Genomic DNA, 23,162 nt, shown 5'->3' with positions numbered 1-23,162 from the left:
ACGACGGGCGGCCCCGGCGCATGCGGACCGGCCCCGGACCCCCGTTCGAGACGGGTGTCCGGGGCCGGTTCGGCTGCCGGGGCTCAGGAGGTGCTGACCGCCTCCTGGATGATCGCGGCCTGCTCGGCGGCGTGGACCTTGGGCGAGCCTGTCGCGGTCGAGGCCGCGGCGGCACGCGAGATGCGACGGATCGTGCGACCGTTCAGGTGCTTCACGACCTCGAGCGCGATGAACGGCCAGGCGCCCTGGTTCTCGGGCTCGTCCTGCACCCACACCAGCTCAGCGTGCGGGTACTGGTCGACCACCGCGTTGAGCTCGTCGATCGGAGCCGGGTAGTACTGCTCCAGGCGCACCAGTGCCACGGCGGGGTTGGGGTTCTTGTCGAGCTCGGCGCGCAGATCCCAGTGGATCTTGCCGGCGTGCAGCAGCACGCGCGTGACGGCCGACTTGTCGATGCCGCGGTTGTCGTCCAGCACCGGCTCGAACTTGCCGGTGAGGAAGTCCTCGACCGGGCTGGTCGCGCCGCGCAGGCGCAGCATCGCCTTCGGCGTGAACACGACGAGCGGGCGGCGCGGGCGCGCGTAGGCCTGGCGACGCAGCAGATGGAAGTACGACGCGGGCGTCGACGGGCGTGCGACCGTCATGTTGTCTTGCGCGCACATCTGCAGGTAGCGCTCGATGCGGGCCGACGAGTGGTCGGGCCCCTGACCCTCGTAGCCGTGGGGGAGCAGCAGCACGACGCTCGACTGCTGGCCCCACTTCTGGTCGGCCGAAGAGATGAACTCGTCGATCACCGACTGCGCACCGTTGGCGAAATCGCCGAACTGGGCCTCCCACAGCACGAGGGAGTCGGCGCGCTCGACCGAGTAGCCGTACTCGAACGCCATCGCCGCGTACTCGCTGAGGAGTGAGTCGTAGACGTAGAAGCGGCCCTGGTCCTCACCGAGGTTGGTGAGCGGGATCCACTCCTGGCCGTTCGCGCGGTCGTGCAGCACGGCGTGGCGCTGCACGAACGTGCCGCGACGCGAGTCCTGACCGGCCAGGCGCACGTTGGTCTTCTCGAGCAGGAGCGAGCCGAACGCCAGCAGTTCGCCGAAGCCCCAGTCGATCGAGCCGTTGCGGCTCATGTCGAGGCGCTTCTCCAGCAGCTGCTGCAGCTTGTTGTGGACCGTGAAGCCCTCGGGCTTGTTCACGAACGTGTCGCCGATGAGGTTGATCGCCTCACGCGAGACGCCCGTGGTCTCGGGCTCGCCGGTCACCGGCTGGGCGGCGGCCGCCTCCGGCACGACGACCGGCGACGAGCCGGTCTCGGCTGCGTGGGTCTCGGCGAACGCGATCTCGAGGCGGTTCTGGAAGTCCTGCTTGGCCTTCTCGTACTCCTCCTCGGTGATGTCGCCGCGACCGACCAGCGCCTCGGTGTACAGGCGCCGGACCGAGCGCTTCGCCTCGATGAGGTTCGTCATGAGGGGCTGCGTCATCGACGGGTCGTCGCCCTCGTTGTGACCACGCCGGCGGTAGCAGACGAGGTCGACCACGACGTCGCGGTGGAACCGCTCGCGGTATGCGAAGGCCAGCTGCGCCACGCGGGTGACGGCCTCGGGGTCGTCGCCGTTCACGTGGAAGATCGGCGCCTGGATGGTCTTGGCGACATCCGTGGCGTACACCGAGGTGCGCGCGTCGGTCGGCGTCGTCGTGAAGCCGACCTGGTTGTTGACCACGACGTGCACGGTGCCGCCGGTGCGGTACCCGCGCAGCTGCGACATCTGCAGCGTCTCGAACACGACGCCCTGGCCCGCGAAGGCCGCGTCGCCGTGGACGAGGATGGGCAGCCACGTGAACGTGCCGATCGGCTTGCGGTCCTGCTTGGCGCGGACGATGCCCTCGAGCACGCCGTCGACGGTCTCGAGGTGCGACGGGTTCGCAGCCAGGTAGACCGGCAGCTCGGACTGGTTGTCGGCGACGAAGGTGCCCTCGGTGCCGAGGTGGTACTTGACGTCGCCCGAGCCGCTCTTGGAGCCGATCGCGACCGAGCCCTCGAACTCGCGGAAGATCTGGCTGTACGTCTTGCCGGCGATGTTCGTCAGCACGTTGAGCCGGCCGCGGTGGGCCATGCCGATCGCGGCGCCGTCGAGGCCCGCCTGCGCGGCGCCCTGCAGGATCTCGTCGAGCAGCGGGATGAGCGACTCGCCGCCTTCGAGGCTGAAGCGCTTCTGGCCGACGTACTTCGTCTGCAGGAACGTCTCGAACGCCTCGGCCTGGTTCAGCTTGTCGAGGATCCGCAACTGCTCGTCGTGGCCGGGCTTCTGGTACTTGACCTCGACGTTCTCCTGGAACCAGGCGCGCTGGCCGGGGTCCTGGATGTGCATGTACTCGATGCCGATCGTTCGGCAGTAAGAGTCGCGCAGCACGCCGAGGATGTCGCGCAGCTTCATCTGGCGCTTTCCGCCGAACCCGCCCGTGATGAACTCGCGGTCGAGGTCCCAGAACGTGAGGCCGTGGCTCTCGATCTCGAGGTCGGGGTGCGTGCGCTGCACGTACTCGAGCGGGTCGATGTCGGCCATCAGGTGGCCGCGCACGCGGAACGAGTTGATCAGCTCCTGCACGCGCGCCTGCTTGTCGACGCGCTCTGCGAGGTCGACGTTGATGTCGGCGGCCCAGTGGATGGGCGCGTACGGGATGCGCAGGGCGCGGAAGATGTCTTCGTAGAAGCCGCGCTGCCCGATGAGCAGCTCGTGCACCTTCTTGAGGAACTCGCCCGAGCCGGCACCCTGGATGACGCGGTGGTCGTAGGTGCTGGTGAGCGTGATCGTCTTGCCGATCGCGAGCTCGTTGAGCGTCTTGTCGCTCGCGCCCTGGAACTCGGCCGGGTACTCGAGCGCGCCGGCGCCGACGATGCAGCCCTGGCCCTTCATGAGACGCGGGACGGAGTGGACGGTGCCGATGCCACCGGGGTTGGTGAGCGAGAGCGTCGTGCCCTGGAAGTCGGCCGCCGTCAGCTTGTTGCCACGGGCGCGCGTCACCAGGTCTTCGTACGTGGTGAGGTACTCGTTGAACGTCAGCTGCTCGGCGCGCTTGATGCTCGGGACGAGCAGGGCGCGCGTGCCGTCGGGCTTGGGGAGGTCGATCGCGATGCCGAGGTTGACGTGCGCGGGCGCGACCACCGACGGCTTGCCGTCGATCTCGGCGTAGAAGACGTTCTGGCTCGGGAACTCCTTGAGCGCCTGGATGAGCGCCCACCCGATGAGGTGCGTGAAGCTCACCTTGCCGCCGCGGCTGCGGGCCATGTGGTTGTTGATGACGATGCGGTTGTCGATCATCAGCTTCGCCGGCACGGTGCGCACGCTCGTCGCGGTGGGGACCGTGAGCGACTCGTCCATGTTCGCGGCGAGGGTCTTGGGCATGCCCCGGAGCGTCGTGACGACGTCGGCCTCGGGCGCGGGCGCGTCGGACGCCGACGACGGCTGCGCCTTGGGCGCCTGCGCCGGGATCGGCTGCGGCGCCGCGGGCCGCGCGGTCGTGCGGGCCACGGGCTGGGCGCCGATCACGGGGATCGGCGCCGTCACCGGGCGGGGCTCGGATGCCGCAGGCTGCGTCGTGGCCGGGTGTGCGGCCTCCGACACGGGCGCCGCGGGCGGCGTCGGTGCCGGCGCCGCGGCGGTCGCCGCCTGTGCTGTGCCGTCGGCGGGGTGGTAGGCCTCAAGAACGGGCCACCACGCCTTGTCGACGGAGTTCCGGTCGATCTTGAACTGCTCGTACAGCTCCTCGACGAGCCACTCGTTGGCTCCGAACTCTCCCTCGTTCGAAACCCCGACGCCCGTCACCTGGCTCGACACGCTGAATCGCCTGCTTTCATCGGTGAAGTTGTGGGTCGCGTGCAGGGTGCTGACACCTGGACACGCATCGGTTAAGCCTAGCCCAGTCAGCGGGCCCGGTCCCGGCCCACGGCGGTTCGAACCTGAAAGATCCCGCATGATTGGCCACACAGCAACTGTCACTACCCTTGGCGGTCATGGAGTTCTACGGCGAAACCCCCGATGTCGACCTGACGTACTCGGATGTCTTCCTCGTCCCGCGCCGCTCGGCGATCACGAGCCGCCTCGACGTCGACCTCGCGCCGGGTGACGGCACGACGGCCACGCTGCCGCTGGTCTCGGCCAACATGAACTCCGTCACCGGCGCGCGGCTGGCGGCCACGCTCGCCCGCCGCGGCGGGCTCGGGGTGCTGCCGCAGGACATGCCGCTGCAGGAGCTGGATGCCGCGATCCGCTGGGTCAAGGCGCAGCCGGTGGCGTGGGACACGCCGCTCGTGCTGCCGCCCGATGCGACAGTCGCCGACGCGGCGCGGCTGCTGCCGGCCACCGAGGGCCACGGCATCGTCGTGGCCGACGCCCACGCCGCAGCGGGGACCGCCGGTCGCGTCGACGCGGACGACATCCTCGGGATCGTGCCGGCCACGCGCCTGGGCACCGCGCTGCCCGACGCGCGCCTGGGCGACCTCGCACGCGGGCGTGCGGCATCCGTCGACGCCGACGACATCGAGAGCGCACGCCACGCTTTCGACGTGATCGTCGCCGCCGACGCAGAGACGGTGTGCGTGCTCGAGCACGGGCACCTCGTCGGCACGCTCTCGCGCCGCAGCGCGCTGCGATCGACGCTCTACCGCCCCGCGGTCGACGCGTCGGGCCGGCTCATCGTGGCGGCCGCCGTCGGAATCAACGGCGACGTGGCCGCGAAGGCGAAGGCGCTCGCCGCCGCCGGTGTGGACGTCCTCGTGGTCGACACCGCCCACGGGCACCAGGAGGGGATGCTGCGCGCCCTGCGCGCGGTCGCGGACCTCGACCTCGGCATCCCGATCGCGGCGGGCAACATCGTCAGCGCCGAGGGCGTGCACGACCTCGTGACCGCCGGCGCCACGATCCTCAAGGTCGGCGTCGGACCGGGCGCCATGTGCACGACGCGCATGATGACCGCGGTCGGCCGTCCGCAGTTCTCGGCGGTGCTGGAGACCGCCGAGGCGGCCAGGGTCATGGGCGCGCACGTGTGGGCCGACGGCGGCGTGCGCTACCCGCGCGACGTCGCGCTCGCGCTCGCCGCCGGAGCCGCGTCGGTCATGATCGGCTCGTGGTTCGCCGGCACCATCGAAGCACCCGGCGAGCTGCAGGTGGACGACGCGGGCCGCGCCTACAAGGAGTCGTGGGGCATGGCCTCGACCAAGGCCGTCCACGAGCGCTTCGGACGGCTCGACCCGTACGAGCTCGCCCGCAAAGAGCTGTTCGCCGAGGGCATCTCGTCGTCGAGGATCTACCTCGATCCGCTCCGCCCCGGCCTCGAAGACCTGCTCGACATGATCACGTCGGGCGTGCGGTCCTCGTTCACGTACGCGGGCGCCGCGACGGTCGCCGAGTTCCACGACCGGGCCCGTGTCGGACTCCAGTCCGCCGCAGGCTACGAGGAGGGAAAGGCGCTCCCCGTCAGCTGGTGAGCATCGGATGCCGGGCCGCCGGCATCCGCTCTCCTCCGGTCCGGCGCGCGACGGATCAGCGCAGGCGCGACAGTGCGTGCTCGTGCACGGCGGGGTCGGAATCCATGCCGGCGGGGGAGTCGGGCGCGTACACGACGAGTTCGTCGAACCCCAGGGCCTCCGCGCGCTCGGCCGCCACGAGGTAGCCGTCGACGCTCGTCGTGGGCCGAACCCGGCCGAAGCCCAGCAGCAGCGACCGGCGCACGAGGGACGGGTCGCGGCCGGCGTCGGCGCAGGCACGCGCGAAGCCGTCGGCCTGCCGGCCGAGCAGCTCCCAGTACGCGTCGGGGTCCAGCGCGGTCGAGCCGGGACCGCCGTAGGTGTTCCAGGTGTCGGCGTAAGACGCGGCCAGCGCGAGGGCACGCGGGCCGTGCGCGGCCAGCAGCAGCTCGGGGCGCGGAACGCCGTCCGGGGCCGGGGTGGTCTCCAGTCCGTGGAACGACAGGGTCGTGCCGTCCCAGTCCGTCGCGCCCTCGAGCACGGCGGTGTAGCCGCGCACGACATCGGCGAACCGCGCCGACATCTCGCGCGGCTCGGGGCGTCGCCCGTGGTCGGCGAGGGCGCAGGTCGGCGCGCCCGCGCCGAGGCCGAGCACCAGCCGGCCGCCGGTGACGTCCTGCACGGTCATCGCGACGCGGGCGAGCGTCACCGGCGTGCGGAACACCGACGACGCGACCAGCGTGCCGAGCCCGATGCGCGCGGTCGCGCCGGCCGCCGCGGTCAGCGTCGTGAACGCCTCGCTCAGCCACATCCCCGGCGCCGTCGCGTGCGTGAGGTGGTCGTACGTGTAGGCGACGTCGTAGCCGACCTCGTCGGCCCAGCGGTACCAGCGCTCCTGCGCGCGCCACGGTCCGACCGGTGGGATGACGACGCTGATCCTGTCGAGTGCCATGCCGACATCGTGTCACCGCGGTCGGCCGCGGGGGAGTGGATGCCCCGGCCGCGGCATCCATTTCGCTCCAGCTTCTGCGCGATCACCTGCCGTAGACTGTTCCGCACGATGGACGACCCCCCTAGTTGTAGACCCTCGCCCCACCGACCCGACTCCCGCATGACAAGGCCAGACGCCTGTCAGCAGCAGGGGAGTGCGTGATGGATTACGTCATGCTGGGCGTGGGGCTCCTGCTCACCGTCGGCACCGGATTGTTCGTCGCGAGCGAGTTCGCGCTCGTGAACCTGGACCGTGCCGACCTCGAAGCCCGTCAAGCCGCCGGCGAGACCCGGCTGTCGCTGACGATCAGCGCACTGCGCATCACCTCGACGCACCTGTCGAGCGCGCAGCTGGGCATCACGCTGACGACCCTGCTCACCGGTTACACGATGGAACCGGCGATCTCCAACCTGCTCGCGCCCGTCTTCGACGCGTGGGGCGTGCCCGCCGGTGTCTCGCGGCCGCTCGCCGCGATCATCGGCGTCGCGATCGCCACGGTCTTCTCGATGATCCTCGGCGAGCTCGTGCCGAAGAACTTCGCGCTGGCCGTGCCGCGGCAGACCGCCAAGCTCGTGATGCCGTTCCAGGTGGCGTTCACGACGGTGTTCCGTCCCGCGATCGTGGTTCTCAACGGCAGCGCGAACGGCGTGCTGCGGGCCATGGGCGTCGAGCCCAAGGAGGAGCTGTCGGGCGCGCGTACGGCCGAGGAGCTCTCGAGCCTCGTGCGGCGCTCCGCGAGCGCCGGCGTGCTCGAAGAGGACACCGCGTCGCTCCTGGACCGCAGCCTGACCTTCGCCCGGCTCACCGCGGCCGACGTCATGACGCCGCGGCCCAGCATCCATGCGCTCGCCGCCGACGATTCGGCCGAGGACGTCATCCAGCTCGCCCGTCGCACCGGGCACAGCCGGTTCCCCGTCTACGACGAGTCCATGGACGACATCACCGGCATCGTGCACCTCAAGGCCGCCGTGGGCGTGCCGCGCGAACGCCGTGCGGATGTGCCGGCGGCCGCCCTGGCGACCGAGCCGCTGCGCTTCCCCGAGGCGGTGCACCTCGACGCGCTGGTCGCCGAGCTGCGCGCCCGCGGGTACCAGATGGCGATCGTCGTCGACGAGTACGGGGGGACCGCCGGCGTCGTCACGCTCGAAGACCTGGTCGAAGAGATCGTGGGCGAGGTTCTCGACGAGCACGACCGGCGCCGCGCCGGGATCGTGCGCGTCGCCGACACCGTGCTGTTCCCCGGCGAGCTGCGGCCCGACGAGGTGCGCGACCGCGCCGGCATCCGCATCCCCGAGGGCGACGTGTACGACACCGTCGGCGGCTTCATCATGAGCGTGCTCGAGCGCATCCCCGTGGTCGGCGACAGCGTCGAGATCGAGGACGGCACGCTCGACGTGCAGCGCATGGACTCGCGCCGTGTGGATCGCGTGCGCTTCACGCCGAGGCCGATGCCCCACGACGCGGGCGACGCCGAGGGAGGTGAGCGTCGATGAACGACTGGGCCGGAATCGCATGGCTGGTCGTGCTGCTCGTCGCGAACGCCTTCTTCGTCGGTGCCGAGTTCGCCGTCATCTCGGCACGCCGCTCGCAGATCGAGCCTCTCGCCGAGAAGGGCTCGCGCTCGGCCAAGACCGCGCTGTACGCCATGGAGCACGCGACGCTCATGCTCGCGACGAGCCAGCTCGGCATCACGATCTGCTCGCTGCTGATCCTGAACGTCTCGGAGCCGGCGATCCACCACCTGCTGGCGGGGCCGCTGGGCCTGACCGGCTGGTCGGAGGCACTGGTCGACGGCGTCGCGTTCGCCGTGACCCTCGTCCTGGTGTCGTACCTGCACGTCGTGTTCGGCGAGATGGTGCCGAAGAACCTCGCGTTCTCGGTGCCCGACCGCGCAGTGCTCATGCTCGCGACGCCGCTGGTGTGGATCTCGAAGGTGTTCCACCCGGTGATCGTCACGCTCAACTGGATCGCGAACCACGCGGTGCGCCTGTTCCGCGTCGAGCCGAAGGACGAGGCTGCCTCGACCTTCACGCTCGAAGAGGTCGCGACGATCGTCAACCAGTCCCGCATCGAGGGTGTCCTGGAGGATGCCGCGGGCACGGTGGCGGCCGCGGTCGAGTTCACCGACAAGAAGGCCGCGGATGTCGCGGTGCCGCTGTCGGACCTCGTCACGCTGCCCGAGACGACGACGCCCGACGAGATCGAGCGCGCCGTCGCCAAGCACGGGTTCTCGCGGTATGTGATCGTCGACGAGGTGGGCGAGCCCCTGGGCTACGTGCACCTGAAGGACATCCTGCGCGCCGCGGAGGGACCGGATGCCGCGACCGACGTCGCGCGCCCGATCCCGACCAAGCGGATCCACCACATGGTGCCGGTGCTCGAATCGACCGACCTCGAGGACGCGCTCGCCGTGATGCGCCGCGCCGGTCGCCACCTGGCCCAGGTGCGCGACGACGACGGCCGCACCACCGCGGTGCTGTTCCTGGAGGACATCATCGAGGAGCTCATCGGCGAGGTGCAGGACGCGACGCGTCGTCGCGGCTACTGACTTCGTCCCGGTCGTTGAGCGAGCGAAGCGAGACGGAACGCCCCGGATGCCGGAGCAACGACGGTTGCCCGACGACGGACGCGTTTCGTCTCGCTCGCCGGCGCTCGCTCGCTCAACGAGCGGGACGGGTCACACCGGCCGTGCGCGCAGGTACTGCGCGGGCCAGTAGTCGATCCGGGCGCCGAGCTCGACCGACGCGCGCAGGCCGTAGTGCGGGTCGCGGAGCCATTCGCGCCCGGCCATGACGGCGTCGGCGTGCCCCTCGGCGAGCACCCGCTCGGCCTGCGCGGCGTCGTCGATCATGCCGACGGCGTTGACGGGCACGCCCGCCTCTCGGCGCACCCGTTCGGCGAGGTGGACCTGGTAGCCCGGTCCGGTCGTGATCCGCTGGTGGGCGACGAGCCCGCCGCTGGAGATGTCGAAGAAGTCGGCGCCGCGCGCGGCGGCCCATTGCGCGACGACGACGGTCTCGTCGGCGTCCCAGCCGTCGTCGGCCCAGTCGGTGGCCGAGAACCGTACGATCACGGGGACGCCGGGGGCGGCATCCACCACCGCGTCCAGGACCCGCAGCAGCAGCCGTGCCCGGTTCTCGAGTGGGCCGCCGTACTCGTCGTCGCGGTGGTTCGACAGCGGCGAGAGGAACTGGTGCAGCAGATACCCGTGCGCGGCGTGCAGCTCCAGCACCTGGAACCCGGCCTCGACAGCCCGCCGCGCCGCGGCGGCGAACGCGTCGACGACCCGGTCGATCCCGGCGAGGTCGAGCGCCACGGGGTCGGCGAAGCCCTCGAAGGCGATCGCGGACGGGGCGACGGTGCCCCACCCGCCGGCTTCGGCGGGAACCGTGCCGCGGCGGCCCGAGAAGGGCGACCACGTCGACGCCTTGCGGCCGGCGTGGGCGAGCTGGACGCCGGCGACCGCGCCGCGGCTGCGGATCGCCGCGACGATGGGAGCCCACGCGTCGCGCTGCTCGTCGTTCCACAGGCCGACGTCCTCGGGTGAGATGCGCCCCTCGGGTACGACCGCCGTCGCCTCGGCCACGACGAGCCCCGCCCCGCCCGACGCGAACTGCGCGAGGTGGGTGTGGTGCCATTCCTGCGGCACGCCGTCCACGGCGCTGTACTGGCACATGGGCGAGACCCACAGCCGGTTGCGCACCGTGACGTCGCGCAGGGTCAGGGGTGCGAACAGCCGGGTCATCGGGTTCCTTCGGGTCGGGACGGCGGTACTGTGACGGCATGGTCACGGCATGGACGCGGGAGGATGCCGCACACGCCCTTCGCAGGCCAACGGCCGCCGACGACAAGTATTCCCGAGGCGTGCTGGGCATGCGGACGGGGTCGAACCCGTATCCCGGCGCCGCAGTGCTCGGGGTCGAGGCCGCGTGGCGCACCGGGCTGGGCATGGTCCGCTACCTCGGTCCGTCGCGGGCGGCCGACCTCGTGCTTGCCCGTCGCCCCGAGACCGTGACCGCCGACGGGCGGGTGCAGGCGTGGGTGATCGGATCCGGAACGGATGCCGCCACCCGCACCCCCTCCGACACCGCCGCGCTGCGCGCCCTGCTGAGCGACACCGATCCGGTCGTCGCCGACGCCGGCGCGCTCGACCTCGCCGTCGAGGACGAGGCGACGGCACCGCGCATCCTGACCCCGCACGACCGCGAGCATGCGCGCCTGCGCGCCGCGCTCGGGCTCGCTGTCGCAGGTGCCGACCGGGCCGCCGCTGCCCGTGAGACCGCCGCGGCGACCGGCGCCGTCGTGCTCCTCAAGGGCGCGGTGACGGTCGTGGCCGCGCCGGACGGCTGGACGGTGACCGTCGATGCCGGCACACCGTGGCTGGCGACCGCCGGCACCGGCGACGTGCTCGCGGGCGTCATCGGCGCGCTCGTGGCAGGCGCCGCGGCGGGGGCCGCCCCCGCAGCCGCGACGCTCGCCGCGCTCGCCGCCTCGGGAGCGTGGCTGCACGGCCGTGCCGGCGTGATCGCCGCCGCCGGCGACCGCCCTGTCACGGCACTCGACGTGGCAGAGGCTCTGCCGCTCGCCGTCGCGGAGGCGCTGGCGGACTGAGCCCGGTGCACCCGGATCGCGCGCGCACGGGAGTGCCGCGCGCCCTTCCCTAGGATGGTGGGGTGTCTCGGCGGGCGTGGGTGTGGATCGCGTTCGCGCTCGTGCATGCAGTGGTGATCTGGCTGGGATTCACCCGCGACCATGCGGCGTCCTGGGATGTCGACCAGCTCTACCGGTGGTGGGCCTGGCGCACGTGGTCGGGGCAGGCGATCCCGGGCATCACCGAGGGGTGGGTGTACCCGATCCTCGCGCACCTGCCGATCCTGCTGGTCGGCGCGGTGGGATCCGTCCTCGACTACACGCTCGCGTGGGGAGTGCTGGTGACCGCGATGGATGCCGTCGCCTTCGCCGTCCTCGTCGGCCGGGGCCGTTCACGCGGCAGGCTGACCGCGGCGTGGTTCTGGCTCGCGGCGATCTTCGCGCTGGGCGGTGTGGGCATGTTCCGGCTCGACGGTGTGACAGTGCCGCTCGCGATCCTCGGGTCCCTCTGGCTCGTCGGCAGGCCGTGGCTCGCCTCGGTGCTGTTGGCCGTCGCGACGTGGATCAAGGTGTGGCCCGCCGCGCTCCTGGCCGCCGCCGTCATCGCGGTGCGCCGGCGTCTCGTGGTCGTGGCCGGCGCGGCGATCGTCTCGGTGGTCGCGGTGGCCATCGTGGTCACGCTGGGCGGCAGCGAGCACCTGTTCGGCTTCATCGGCGACCAGACGACGCGGGGCCTGCAGATCGAGGCGCCGATCAGCACGGTCTACATGCTGATGGCGGCGGCCGGCGTGCCGGGCGCTGCGGTGCAGTACGACGAGGACCTCATCACGTTCCAGGTCACCGGACCGGGCGTCGAAGGGGTCGTCGCCGCCATGACGCCGGTGCTCGTGATCGGGATGCTGGCGATCGCGGCCGTCGGTGCGATCAAGGCCTGGCGGGGCGCGGGCTTCGCGTCGCTGTTCCCCGCGCTCGCCGGTGCGCTCGTCCTCGGCTTCATCGTGCTCAACAAGGTCGGGTCGCCGCAGTACATGACGTGGATCATCGTGCCGCTGGCAGCGGGGCTCGTGCTCGTCCGCCGGGCCTGGCTGCGCCCCGCCGTGCTGGCGGTGCTGATCCTCGCTCTGACGCAGCTCATCTTCCCGTTCTTCTACGACGCCATCCTGACTCTGGTCCCCGCCGCCGTCGGGCTCCTGGTGCTGCGCAACGTCCTGCTGGTGGCGCTGCTCGTCTGGACGCTCGTCCGCCTCGTGCGCGTGCCGGCGCGGACCCGCCGCACGGTGACCGGCCCTGCGGCTCCGGCCGCGCCGGAGGGCGTGACAGAGTAGAAGCCCGGGCGGCGGCATCCCTCGCCTCCCTCGGATCGGAGGTCCTCATGCTCGTCGCCTTCTCGGTGGCTCCCAGTGGCACGGGTCGTGCCGACGGCTCGGTGCACGACGCGGTCGCCGCGGCCGTGAAGGTCGTCCGCGACAGCGGTCTGCCGCACCGCACGACGTCGATGTTCACCGAGATCGAGGGGGAGTGGGACGAGGTCTTCGACGTCGTCAAGCGCGCCACCGACGCCGTCGCGCCGTACGGGTCGCGGGTCTCGCTGGTGCTGAAGGCCGACATCCGCCCCGGCTACTCGGGCGAGCTCGACGCCAAGATCGAGCGACTCGAAGCGGCGATCGACCGCCAGGCCGACGAGGCCTGAGACGCGCCGACGCGCCCCGCGCCGGCGGCGCGGGACTCATGACCCGTCATGTTGCCGAATCGATTCGACAGGATGCCGCGACCGCCGTTAGCATGACGCGGTGACCTCCTCGACTCTGACGAGGGGTGCGGCGATGTGGGCGCTCCTCTCCCTCGCCGTCGGCAGCTTCGGCATCGGCATGACCGAGTTCGTCGTCATGGGCCTGCTGCCGAACATCGCCCAGGACCTTCTGCCGACAGTGTGGGCGACGAGCCCTGAAGACGCGATCGCGCAGTCCGGCTGGCTCATCTCGCTGTACGCGCTGGGCGTCGTGGTCGGCGCGCCGACGATCGCGGGCGCCGTGGCGAAGTACCCGCGCCACCGGGTCATGATCGGCCTCGCGCTGGCGCTCACGGTGTTCAACGCGCTGACCTTCCTGGCGCCGACGTTCGAGTGGGTGGCGGCATCCCGGTTCCTCGCGGGACTCCCGCACGGCGCGTACTTCGGCATCGGCGCACTCGTGGCGGCCGAGGTGCTGGGGCCCGGCATGCGGGCGAAAGGCGTCGCGTTCGTGCTGACGGGCCTCACGGTGGCCAACGTCGTCGGCGTGCCGCTGGGAACGTTCCTCGGTCAGCAGGTCGGCTGGCGGGCCGCGTTCATGGTGGTGGCGGCCATCTTCCTCACCGCGACGGTGCTGATCGCCTTCTTCGTGCCCGAGCACCCCGGCGACCCGAGTCGCACGATGCGGGCCGAGCTCAAGGTCTTCCGCATCGGGCAGGTCTGGCTCGCGCTCGGGGTCGGGGCCATCGGCTTCGGCGGGTTCTTCGCGGTCTACAGCTACGTCGCGCCGATCGTCACCGAGGTCGCGGGGTCGCCGGAGTGGGTCGTCCCGATCGTGCTGGTGCTGATGGGCGTCGGCATGACGATCGGCAACCTCGTGGGCGGTCACCTCGCAGACGTGGACCTGAAGCGCACGCTCGTCGGCGGCCTGATCGCGCTCGCCGTGGTGCTCGCGCTCCTCGCCGTGACCGCGCAGTGGATCTGGGCGCTCGCGTTCTTCGTGTTCGCGACCGGATTCGTGGCCTCGGTGCTCAGCCCGACGATCCAGACCCGGCTCATGGACGTCGCGCAGGACAACCAGTCCATCGCCGCCGCCCTCAACCACTCCGCGCTCAACATCGGCAACAGCCTCGGCGCGTTCCTCGGCGGGCTCGTGATCGCCGCGGGCTGGGGCTTCGTCGCTCCCGCCTGGGTCGGCGTCGTGCTGGCCGCAGCCGGGCTCGCGCTCGCGGTCGCCGGCCTGGTGGTGGAACGACGCCGCCTGCCGGTCGGCGCGTAGCCGCGGCATCCACCCGTCTCAGCCGAGGAGCGCCGGGAGGCCGGCGGCGCGAGCGCGGCAGGGAAGACCGATCGGCGGATCTGTCCCGATGGCGTGGATAGAGTGAGCGGATGCCGCACCCGACGCCCGCCGACCGCTCGCTGCGTGCGGTCGCCGACTCCCTGACCGACGCGCGTCCGCGGCGTCCCGAAGACGTGACCGACCCGTCGATCCCGGTGGCCGCGACCGTCGTGCTGCTGCGCGACGCCGACGACGGGCCCGAGGTGCTCATGATCGAGCGGCCCGACCGCGGCTCGTTCGCCGGTGCGTGGGTGTTCCCCGGCGGCAAGCTCGAAGACGCCGACCGCATCGGGGCCGACGAGTCCGAGGAGGCCGTCGCGCGCCGCGCCGGCGCGCGCGAGACCGTCGAAGAGACCGGGCTCGTGATCGATCCCGCCTCGCTCGAGACGCTGTCGCTGTGGGATCCGCCGCCGGGCCTCGCGCTGCGCATCCGCACGTGGTTCTTCGTGGCGCCGGCGCCGGGCGGCGAACTCGAGCTGCAGGCGGACGAGGCCGTCGCGGCCGCGTGGGCGCGTCCGGCCCAGCTGCTCGAACGCCACGGCCGTGGCGAGCTGACGCTCTACCCGCCGACGTGGGTCACACTGTCGGGGCTCGCCGTCCACTCCGACACCGCCTCCGTCATCGGAGCCGCGCGGCTGGCCGGCGTGCAGCGCTTCGAGAGCGTCGCGCGGCGCGGTGCCGAAGGGCCGCTGCTGCTGTGGCACGGCGACGCCGAGTACGACGAGGATGCCGGCGGTGCGGCATCCACCTCCCGGCATCGGCTGGAGATGGGCGCCCTGCCCTGGCGCTACACGCGCACGGACTGAGTCAGGACTCGAGCAGGCGGCGCAGGTGCAGGGCGACCGCCGCGGTCTCGATGAGGAACCCGTCGTGGCCGAAGTCGCTCGCGAGCACCACGGCGCGGTCGCCGTCGAGGGTGTTCGGGATGTCGCGTGCGATGCGGTGCTGTCCGTCGATGGGGAACAGCCTGTCGCTGTCGATGCCCAGCACCAGCGCGGTCGCGGTGACGAGGGCGAGCGCATCCTCGATGCCGCCGCGGTCGCGGCCGACGTCGTGCGAGTTCATCGCCTCGACGAGCGTGATGTACGAGTTGGCGTCGAACCGTCGCGTGAACTTGTTGCCGTGAAAGTCGAGGTACGACTCGACGGCGAAGCGCCCGCCGTGGCCGAGCGGGCTGACGCCGGACTGCCAGGAGCGCTGGAACCGCTGGTTCAGCTCGGTGGGGGAGCGGTAGTTCAGCAGCGCCATGCGCCGGGCCAAGGCGAGACCGCGGGTGGGGCCGTCGCCGTCGCCCGCGTCGTAGTACTCGCCGCCCTGGAACCGCGGGTCGATCCGGATCGCCTCGAGCTGCACCGAGTTGAGGGCGATCTGGTCGGCGGTGTTGACCGGAGGCGACGACAGGATGCCGACCCTGGCCACGCGGCCGGGCAGCCCCACGGCCCACTCCAGCGCGTGCATGCCGCCCATCGAGCCGCCGATGACGGCCGCCCACACGTCGATGCCGAGCGCGTCGGCCAGGCGCACCTGCGCGGCGACCTGGTCGCGGATCGTCAGGTACGGGAAGCGCGAGGCCCACTCGTACCCGTCGGGACCGATGGATGCCGGACCGGTCGAGCCCTGGCATCCGCCGAGCATGTTCGGCGCGATGACGAACCACCGATCTGTGTCGATGGCGGCACCGGGGCCGACGATCTCGTCCCACCACCCGCTCGTGGGGTGGCCGGGACCGGCCGCGCCGCGCACGTGGCTGTCGCCGGTGAGCGCGTGCAGCACCAGCACGGCGTTGTCGCGGGCGGCGTTCAGCTCGCCCCACGTCTCGTACGCCAGGCGGTACGCCGGCAGCTCGCGGCCCTGCTCGGTGCGGAACGAGCCGAACGCCGCGAACCGGCGGTCGCCGAGCGGGTCGCCGTCGCGCCATGCGCCGGTCGCCGGCGGACGCCCGAGAAGCTGGCGTGCGTCGGCCTCCGTCACCGGTGCGCTCGGCACAGTGTCTTCGGAGGTCTGCCAGTCCATTCGTCCATTCTCTCGTGACCCGGCGGCCGTCCAGGTCGACTGTTACGGGTGTGGCGCGAAACCTCCCCCACGGCCCCGACTCCGCCGACGCCTCGGACGAGGACGCCGAATGAGGGATGCCTCGGCCCGACGCGGAACGTCGGGCCGAGGCATCCGGTCCCTGAGGAGGGGTCTTAGGCGCGAGCCGCCTCCGACACGCGGCGTGCCGCGGCGAGGGCCTGCTCGAGGTCGGCCTTGAGGTCGTCGATGTTCTCGAGACCCACCGACAGACGCACGAGGCCGGGCGTGACGCCCGTCGTGAGCTGCTGCTCGGGCGTGAGCTGCGAGTGCGTGGTCGAGGCCGGGTGGATGACGAGCGAGCGCACGTCGCCGATGTTGGCGAGGTGGCTGAACAGGCTCAGCGAGTTGACGAACTCACGGCCCGCCTCGACACCGCCCTTGAGCTCGAACGACAGCACCGCGCCGACGCCCTTCGGTGCGTACTGGTTGGCCGCGGCGTACCAGGGCGACGTGGGCAGACCCGAGTAGTTGACCGACGCGACGTCGGCGTGGTTCTCGAGCCACTCCGCGATCTCCTGCGCGTTCTGCACGTGGCGCTCGACGCGCAGCGACAGGGTCTCGATGCCCTGGATCAGCAGCCAGGCGCTGTTCGGGGCGATCGCGGAGCCGAGGTCGCGCAGCAACTGCACGCGGGCCTTGATGATGTAGGCGAGTCCGTCGCCGACCGCCGCCGTGTACGACGCGCCGTGGTACGACGGGTCCGGAACCGTGAGGCCCGGGAACTTGTCGACGTTCTTCGACCACTCGAACGAGCCGCCGTCGACGATCACGCCGCCGATCGTGGTGCCGTGGCCGCCGAGGAACTTGGTGGCCGAGTGGACGACGATGTCGGCGCCGTGCTCGAACGGGCGGATGAGGTACGGCGTCGCGATCGTGTTGTCGACGATGAGCGGCACGCCGTTCTCGTGGGCGATGTCGGCGACGGCGCGGATGTCGAGCACGTTGATCTTCGGGTTGCCGATGGTCTCGGCGAAGAACAGCTTCGTGTTCGGGCGGACCGCGCGCCGCCACTCCTCGGCATCGTCCTGGTTCTCGACGAACGTGACCTCGATGCCGAGCTTGGCGAGCGTGTACTTGAAGAGGTTGTACGTGCCGCCGTAGATCGAGCTCGACGAGACGAAGTGGTCGCCGGCCTCGGCGATGTTGAGGACCGCGAACGTCGCCGCGGCCTGGCCGCTCGCCAGCAGCAGGGCGCCCGTGCCGCCCTCGAGCGCGGCGAGGCGCTCCTCGACGACAGCCTGCGTCGGGTTCTGGATGCGCGTGTAGATGTTGCCGAACTCGGCCAGCGCGAACAGGTTCGCGGCGTGGTCGGCGTTGTCGAACACGTACGACGTCGTCTGGTAGATCGGCGTGGCGCGAGCCTTGGTGACCGGGTCGGGCTGCGCGCCCGAGTGGATCTGCTTGGTCTCGAAACGCCAGTTCTCGGAAGCGGCCATGGCTGTCTCCTGCGGGGGTAGGTGCCGGGTCGGATTCCCGGTGACGGATGCCGGGTGCACATCCTCCCGACGCGTTCGAGAGTACGGATCCGGCCCGCTTGTCAACAACGCGGGGGAAATGTGACGTCACACTCTCCGCCCAACGAACAAGGGGAGGGAGGTGAGTAGCGTGGAGGACATGACGACCAGACGTGCAGTGGTGACCGGGGCGAGCTCGGGGATCGGAGAGGCGGCGGCGCGCGCGTTGCGCGCGAGCGGCTGGGACGTGGTGGCGGTGGCGCGGCGCGCCGACCGGCTCGCGGCCCTGGAGGCCGAGACCGGAGCTGTCGCGTTCGCCGCCGACCTGACCACGGACGCCGACGTCGCGGCGCTCTCCGAGTTCCTCGCCGGCTCCGGCCCCGTCCACGCACTCGTGCACGTGGCAGGCGGCGCGCGCGGCACCGACCGCGTCGAGGACGGCCGCGTCGAGGATTGGCGCTGGATGTTCGAGGCCAACGTGCTCTCGGCGCAGCGCCTCGTCGCCGCGCTCCTGCCGCAGCTGCGCCGCGCGGCGGCCGCCGACGGCCATGCCGACACCCTGTTCGTCACCTCGACCGCCGCGCAGGCGGCGTACGCCGGCGGCTCGGGCTACAACGCCGCCAAGGCGGGGGAGTCGATGCTCGCGCACGCGCTGCGCCTGGAGCTCAACGGCGAGCCGATCCGCGTGATCGAGGTCGCACCGGGGATGGTCTACACGCCCGAGTTCGCCCTCAACCGCCTCGGTGGCGACAGCGAGGCCGCGAGCCGCGTGTACGAAGGCGTCGAGGACCCGCTGACCGGTGAGGACGTCGCCGATGTCATCGCGTACGCCCTCAATGCGCCCGGGCATGTGAACCTCGACCTCATCACGATGCGTCCTGTCGCGCAGTCCGCGCACTTCCTGCTCGCGCGCGGCGCGCTGCGCCCCCGCGGCCTGGACGACTGACGCCCGTCGACCCCGACAGACCGAGAGTGGATGCCGCGCGGCATCCACTCTCCGTCCGTTCGACGTGGATCGCTCAGGCGATCGGGGCCACGGCGTCGTCGGGCTCGTCGGCCGGGATCTCGTCGGCGAAGGCGACCTTCGGCACGAAGAACAGCACGACAGCGGCGACGAAGCCGCCCGCGGCGCAGATCGCCCACACCGTCATGTAGCCGCCGAGCGAGGCGGCCGTCTGGCTGGCCACGGCGCCCGCCCCGGCGGCGAGCACGACGCCGAACACGGCGGAGGCGAACGTGCCGCCGATCGTCTTGGTGGTGTTGGTGAGGGCCGAGGCGATCCCGGTCTGGCCGTGCGGAGCGGCGGCCGCGGCGGCCGCCGGGAGCGCACCGACGAGCGCGCCGGAGCCGATGCCGGCGATCGAGAGGTTGAGCAGCACCTGCCAGAGCTCGGTGTGGAACGGCAGGAACAGGGTGTACCCGATGCCGACGAGCGCCGAGGCGACGATGAGGATGAGGCGCGGGTTGGCCCGGCGAGAGGTCACGGCGAACAGCACGGCGCCGATGATGAGCGACACGAGGTAGACGCCGATGACGTTGGAGCGGCCGGTCGCGTCCAGGCCGAGGCCGTAGCCCAGCGACGAGTCGGTGCCGGCGTATGTCGACAGCGGGCCCTGCGCGCCCAGCAGGCTGATGCCGACGAGGAAGGCGGTGGTCTGCACCGGCCACATCTCGGGGCGGCGCAGCACGCGGATGTCGATCGCGGGGTCGGGCTGGCGCAGCTCGTACTTCACGAACCAGACGAAGACCGCGACGCCGCCGGCGAGCAGGGCCGCGACCCAGGCCCATCCGCCCACGCCGAGGCCGAGCTCGCCGATCATGCGCATGTACACGAGCGCCCCGGTGACCAGGAGCAGCCCCCACGCGAGGATCACGAAGCCCCACGTGTCGAGGCGACGGCCGGGGAGCGGTTCGGACTCGGGCACGCCCAGCCAGATCACGAGCGCGATGAGCGTCACCGCGATCGCGGGCACCAGGAGAGTCAGTGTGAGGTCGCCGCCGGTCGCGGCGAAGATTCGGCCGGCAGCGAGGGCGCCGATGATCGCGCCGGCCTCCAGGCCGACGACGAGCAGGCCCGCCGCGCGTCGGGTGAGCGAGGTGCCGCGGTTCTGCCTGCGTCCGCGCTCGAAGATGAGCGCGATCTCCAGCGGCAGCCACACCACGTAGAAGCCCTGCAGCGCCCATGCGATGAGGAAGCTCCAGAAGTCGCCGGCGAACGCCAGCCACCAGCTGGCCGCCGCGGTCAGCACGGCCGCGATCAGCAGGATCTTCTTGTGCCCGTACATGTCGCCGAGCTTCGCCATGACCGGTACGACGAGCGCCGAGAGCAGCAGCTGCGCGGCCTCGAACCAGTTCACGTCGGAGTCGTGGATGCCCAGCGCCGTGACGATGTCGCTGAACAGCGGCACGTAGAAGCCCTGCAGGATGCCGCTCGTCAGCTCGACGAGGACGAACCACCCGATGAGGCCGGCGGTGATGCCGAGGGCGGAGCCGCGAAGTCGATCGGCGGCGGAGGAGGCGCGAGACACGACGGTGAGGATATAACACCGCGCGTCCTAGTCTGGAGGGCGTGTGGATGACGACCCCCGGCCCCTCCTCGACGACACCCGTCCGTCGGCGTGACGAGGCGGTGCGCGCATGGCGATGACGCTGCCGCAGCTGGCAGAGGCGGGCCTCATGGATCCGGGCTGGTCGGACGCCCTCGAGCCCGTCGGACCCGACATCGCGGCGCTCGGCGAACGGCTGCGCGGAGAGGTCGCGGCCGGGCGCCACTACCTGCCCGCGGGCGACCGCGTGCTGCGCGCATTCCAGCGGCCGCTGGCCGACGTCAAGGTGCTGATCGTCGGTCAGGACCCGTATCCGACCCCGGGACACCCGATCGGGCTCTCGTTCGCCGTCGACGCGCACGTACGGCCGATCCCTCGCAGCCTCGGCAACATCTACCAGGAGCTCGAGTCCGACCTCGGCATCCCCCGCGCCGCGCACGGCGACCTGTCCGCGTGGAGCGATCAGGGCGTCATGCTGCTGAACCGCGTGCTGACCGTCGCCCCCGGGGCGCCGGCATCCCATCGCGGCTGGGGGTGGGAGAAGGTCACCGAGCATGCGATCCGCACACTCGTCGCGCGCGACCGCCCGCTGGTCGCGATCCTGTGGGGGAGGGATGCCGCGAACCTGCGCCCGATGCTCGGCTCGACGCCGATCATCGAGTCGCCGCATCCGTCGCCGCTGTCGGCCAGCCGCGGATTCTTCGGCTCGAAGCCGTTCTCGCGCGCGAACGAACTGCTCGCGGAGCAGGGCGCCTCACCGGTGTCGTGGGAGTTGCCGGCCTGACCGGCCGGAGGACCGCATGCTCGAAGAGGAATACGAGAAGGACAAGCGGGTGCTGCCGCAGCACCTGCGCCGTCAGCCCGAGCCCGAGCGCCCGTTCGCGTACACGATCCGGCCGGTCGAGGACCGCGATCTGCCCGACATCCGCGAGATCTACAACCACTATGTGACCAACTCCGTCGTGACCTTCGACGAAGAGACCTGGTCGCTGAGGCAGTGGCGCACCAAGCGGGATCACCTGGCGAAGCACGGGCTGCCGTTCCTCGTCGCCGAGTCGTCGGGCGGTCAGGTGCTCGGGTATGCGCTGGTGCAGCCGATGTCGAGCAAGTCCGCCTACCGGTACTCCGTCGAGAACTCCATCTACCTCGGCCACGCCGCCACAGGAAAGGGGCTCGGCCGGGCGCTGCTGGAGGCGCTCATCGCCGCGAGCGAAGCGGCCGGCATCCGCCAGATGGTCGCGGTGATCAGCGACAAGGGCGCGGAGGGGTCCGTGGCCCTGCACGAGAGGCTCGGCTTCGTCGAGGTCGGCCGCATGGGCCGCGTCGGCTTCAAGTTCGGCCGCTGGCTGGGGGTCATCTACCTGCAGAAGGCGCTGACCCCGGTCAAGAAGTCGGGCGGCAAGAAGGACGGTGCGAAGAAGGGCCTGTTCGGTCGCTGAGCCGGCGCGGCCGGTCAGCGACCGCCGAGCCCGCTCCCGCGGGACCCGCTGTCGTCGCCCCCGCGGTTCCAGTCGCGCACGGCATCCACGAGATCGCGCCACGCGCCGACCAGTTCGTCGTCCACGAGTTCGGCCTCCCGTGCGTCAGCGCCGGTCCAGGTCGCACGGATCCACCACGTGAACCCGTCGGGGACCGGAATGCGGGAGTCCTCGTGCGCCGGAGGAGCCGCAGGCGCGGCATCCGTCCCGTCCTCGGGTACCGGCGCCACAGCGCCGGCGTCGTCCCACGGGCAGCGGTCGATGAGCGAGATCCACTCGGATGCCTCGGCCTCGGCGGGCTGCGCCGACCAGCGCCGCGTGATGCCGGCGATGCCGCCCGAGCGCGCGACGTCGACCTCGACCGCGGGCTGCGGCGCCGCGGGTTCAGGATCGGGGCTGTGCGTCATCCGGGATCACGCCGACGCCCGCCCACCCGGCGCGGACGGCGTCGACCTCCTCCGACTCCTCACCGTACTCCGCGGTCGCCGCTGTCAGGGTGGCGCGGGCGAACGTGGCGAAGTCGGCCGTCTGCGGCAGCGTGCCCGCGGTGAGCGTGCGATACCAGATGAGTCCGGCGCGCTCCCACGCGTGCCCGCCGAGCTTCGTCGCGACGAGGTAGAACGCGTGATTCGGGATGCCGGAGTTGATGTGCACGCCGCCGTTGTCGTCGCGCGTCTTCACGTACCCGCTCATGTGGGCCGGCTGCGGGTCCTTGCCGAGCACGTCGTCGTCGTACGCCGTGCCGGGCGCGGCCATCGAGCGCAGCGCGCTGCCCTGGACGGCGTCGGTGAAGATGCCCTCGCCGATGAGCCATGTGGCCTGCGCGGCCGTGTGGCCCGCCTGGTGCTGCTCGGCGAGGGCGCCGAAGACGTCGGCGATCGACTCGTTGAGCGCGCCCGGCTGGTCGCGGTACACGAGGCCGCCGGAGTCCTCGACGACGCCGTGGGCGAGCTCGTGGGCGATGACGCTGAGCGAGCCGGTGAACCCCGAGAACACGTCGTCGTCGCCGTCGCCGAACACCATGCGCTCGCCGTTCCAGAACGCGTTGTCGTAGTCGCGCCCGTAGTGGACGGTCGCCAGCAGCGCGCTGCCCGACCCGTCGATGCTGTCGCGGGCGTACGCGTCCCACCAGAAGTCGAACGTCGCGCCGAGCCCGTCGAACGCCTCGTCGACCGCGGTGTCGCCGGTGGGCTTGTCGTCCTCGCCGCGCACGCGCACGCCGGGCACGACCTCGCGGTGCTGCGCGTCCGAGATCTCGCGGTCGGGCGCCGGGGCCGTCTCGGCGGTGAGCACGCCCGGCTCGTCGATCGACAGCCGCAGTCGCGTCCGGACGCCCGGCGTGTAGTCCCGGGGCGCTGCGAGCGTGCGCTGCGCCGCGTCGGCCGCGCGCGCCCAGCTGCCCTCCTGCACGGCGGCGATGCGGGCGAGCAGGTAGGGCGGCACGATTCCGGGGCTCATCATGCTCTGAACCTAGCCCCGGCCGCCGACGTCGGCGCCGCCC

At 71.7% G+C, this 23,162-nt stretch carries 19 protein-coding genes; 11 read left to right on the top strand and 8 right to left on the bottom strand.

Annotated elements, in window-relative coordinates:
* Window positions 1-83: 83 nt before the first annotated feature.
* The gene (locus ABEA46_RS18610) at window positions 84-3,833 is read right to left on the bottom strand and encodes a multifunctional oxoglutarate decarboxylase/oxoglutarate dehydrogenase thiamine pyrophosphate-binding subunit/dihydrolipoyllysine-residue succinyltransferase subunit (protein WP_345546682.1); all 3,750 of its coding nucleotides are present in this window, start codon (window positions 3,831-3,833) and stop codon (window positions 84-86) included.
* 176 nt (window positions 3,834-4,009) lie between these two features.
* Here ABEA46_RS18610 and guaB1 point away from each other — a divergent pair, with 176 nt between their 5' ends.
* Entirely contained in the window at window positions 4,010-5,482 is a 1,473-nt protein-coding gene (guaB1, locus tag ABEA46_RS18605; RefSeq protein ID WP_345546680.1) for a GMP reductase, read from the top strand.
* A 55-nt stretch (window positions 5,483-5,537) separates the two neighbouring features.
* On the opposite strand, the gene ABEA46_RS18600 is transcribed toward guaB1, so the two are convergent.
* Window positions 5,538-6,413 (bottom strand): LLM class flavin-dependent oxidoreductase, encoded by an 876-nt coding sequence (locus tag ABEA46_RS18600; protein WP_345546678.1) that lies wholly within the window; start codon window positions 6,411-6,413, stop codon window positions 5,538-5,540.
* A gap of 200 nt (window positions 6,414-6,613) precedes the next feature.
* On the opposite strand from ABEA46_RS18600, the gene ABEA46_RS18595 reads away from it, so the two are divergent.
* Both ABEA46_RS18595 and ABEA46_RS18590 read left to right on the top strand, forming a co-directional pair.
* Entirely contained in the window at window positions 6,614-7,945 is a 1,332-nt protein-coding gene (locus ABEA46_RS18595) for a hemolysin family protein (protein WP_345546676.1), read from the top strand.
* Complete coding sequence (locus ABEA46_RS18590; protein ID WP_345546674.1) at window positions 7,942-9,000, top strand: hemolysin family protein; 1,059 nt, start codon at window positions 7,942-7,944, stop codon at window positions 8,998-9,000. Before ABEA46_RS18595 ends, ABEA46_RS18590 begins: the two co-directional genes overlap by 4 nt.
* Before the next feature lie 129 nt (window positions 9,001-9,129).
* Here ABEA46_RS18590 and ABEA46_RS18585 read toward each other — a convergent pair whose 3' ends face one another.
* Window positions 9,130-10,197: an NADH:flavin oxidoreductase/NADH oxidase gene (locus ABEA46_RS18585; protein WP_345546672.1), complete on the bottom strand. Its 1,068-nt coding sequence runs from the start codon at window positions 10,195-10,197 to the stop codon at window positions 9,130-9,132.
* A gap of 38 nt (window positions 10,198-10,235) precedes the next feature.
* Between ABEA46_RS18585 and ABEA46_RS18580 the strand changes: the two genes are divergently transcribed.
* The 5 genes from ABEA46_RS18580 (at window position 10,236) to ABEA46_RS18560 (ending at window position 14,916) form a co-directional block, all read left to right on the top strand.
* Window positions 10,236-11,063 (top strand): ADP-dependent NAD(P)H-hydrate dehydratase, encoded by an 828-nt coding sequence (locus tag ABEA46_RS18580; RefSeq protein WP_345546670.1) that lies wholly within the window; start codon window positions 10,236-10,238, stop codon window positions 11,061-11,063.
* A gap of 62 nt (window positions 11,064-11,125) precedes the next feature.
* The gene (locus tag ABEA46_RS18575; RefSeq protein WP_345546668.1) at window positions 11,126-12,367 is read left to right on the top strand and encodes a hypothetical protein; all 1,242 of its coding nucleotides are present in this window, start codon (window positions 11,126-11,128) and stop codon (window positions 12,365-12,367) included.
* 47 nt (window positions 12,368-12,414) lie between these two features.
* Window positions 12,415-12,732, top strand: a complete 318-nt coding sequence (locus ABEA46_RS18570; RefSeq protein WP_345546666.1) for a thiamine-binding protein — start codon at window positions 12,415-12,417, stop codon at window positions 12,730-12,732.
* 133 nt (window positions 12,733-12,865) lie between these two features.
* Window positions 12,866-14,050: an MFS transporter gene (locus ABEA46_RS18565; RefSeq protein WP_345546815.1), complete on the top strand. Its 1,185-nt coding sequence runs from the start codon at window positions 12,866-12,868 to the stop codon at window positions 14,048-14,050.
* Between the two features lie 110 nt (window positions 14,051-14,160).
* Window positions 14,161-14,916: an NUDIX domain-containing protein gene (locus ABEA46_RS18560; RefSeq protein ID WP_345546664.1), complete on the top strand. Its 756-nt coding sequence runs from the start codon at window positions 14,161-14,163 to the stop codon at window positions 14,914-14,916.
* A gap of 1 nt (window position 14,917) precedes the next feature.
* Here the strand turns inward: ABEA46_RS18560 and metX are convergent, their stop codons facing one another.
* The gene (gene metX, locus ABEA46_RS18555; RefSeq protein WP_345546662.1) at window positions 14,918-16,123 is read right to left on the bottom strand and encodes a homoserine O-acetyltransferase MetX; all 1,206 of its coding nucleotides are present in this window, start codon (window positions 16,121-16,123) and stop codon (window positions 14,918-14,920) included.
* A 173-nt stretch (window positions 16,124-16,296) separates the two neighbouring features.
* Entirely contained in the window at window positions 16,297-17,619 is a 1,323-nt protein-coding gene (locus ABEA46_RS18550) for a bifunctional o-acetylhomoserine/o-acetylserine sulfhydrylase (protein WP_345546660.1), read from the bottom strand.
* Between the two features lie 178 nt (window positions 17,620-17,797).
* Between ABEA46_RS18550 and ABEA46_RS18545 the strand changes: the two genes are divergently transcribed.
* The gene (locus tag ABEA46_RS18545) at window positions 17,798-18,583 is read left to right on the top strand and encodes an SDR family oxidoreductase (protein WP_345546658.1); all 786 of its coding nucleotides are present in this window, start codon (window positions 17,798-17,800) and stop codon (window positions 18,581-18,583) included.
* A 73-nt stretch (window positions 18,584-18,656) separates the two neighbouring features.
* Here the strand turns inward: ABEA46_RS18545 and ABEA46_RS18540 are convergent, their stop codons facing one another.
* Window positions 18,657-20,165, bottom strand: a complete 1,509-nt coding sequence (locus ABEA46_RS18540) for an MFS transporter (RefSeq protein WP_345546656.1) — start codon at window positions 20,163-20,165, stop codon at window positions 18,657-18,659.
* Between the two features lie 109 nt (window positions 20,166-20,274).
* Here ABEA46_RS18540 and ABEA46_RS18535 point away from each other — a divergent pair, with 109 nt between their 5' ends.
* Entirely contained in the window at window positions 20,275-20,967 is a 693-nt protein-coding gene (locus ABEA46_RS18535) for a uracil-DNA glycosylase (RefSeq protein WP_345546654.1), read from the top strand.
* Between the two features lie 16 nt (window positions 20,968-20,983).
* Window positions 20,984-21,622: a GNAT family N-acetyltransferase gene (locus ABEA46_RS18530; protein ID WP_345546652.1), complete on the top strand. Its 639-nt coding sequence runs from the start codon at window positions 20,984-20,986 to the stop codon at window positions 21,620-21,622.
* Window positions 21,623-21,636: 14 nt separating this feature from the next.
* Here the strand turns inward: ABEA46_RS18530 and ABEA46_RS18525 are convergent, their stop codons facing one another.
* Window positions 21,637-22,068, bottom strand: coding sequence for a hypothetical protein (locus ABEA46_RS18525; RefSeq protein ID WP_345546650.1), 432 nt, complete (start codon window positions 22,066-22,068; stop codon window positions 21,637-21,639).
* A complete protein-coding gene (locus ABEA46_RS18520; protein ID WP_425563221.1) occupies window positions 22,046-23,122 on the bottom strand; it encodes a M4 family metallopeptidase in 1,077 nt (358 codons plus the stop codon). Before ABEA46_RS18520 ends, ABEA46_RS18525 begins: the two co-directional genes overlap by 23 nt.
* Window positions 23,123-23,162 lie beyond the last annotated feature (40 nt).

Source organism: Microbacterium jejuense, from assembly GCF_039544225.1.
In the GTDB taxonomy this organism is placed as follows: Bacteria; Actinomycetota; Actinomycetes; order Actinomycetales; family Microbacteriaceae; genus Microbacterium; species Microbacterium jejuense.
The sequence above is the reverse complement of the archived record's forward strand: the minus strand, read 5'-3'. Positions and strand labels throughout refer to the sequence as shown.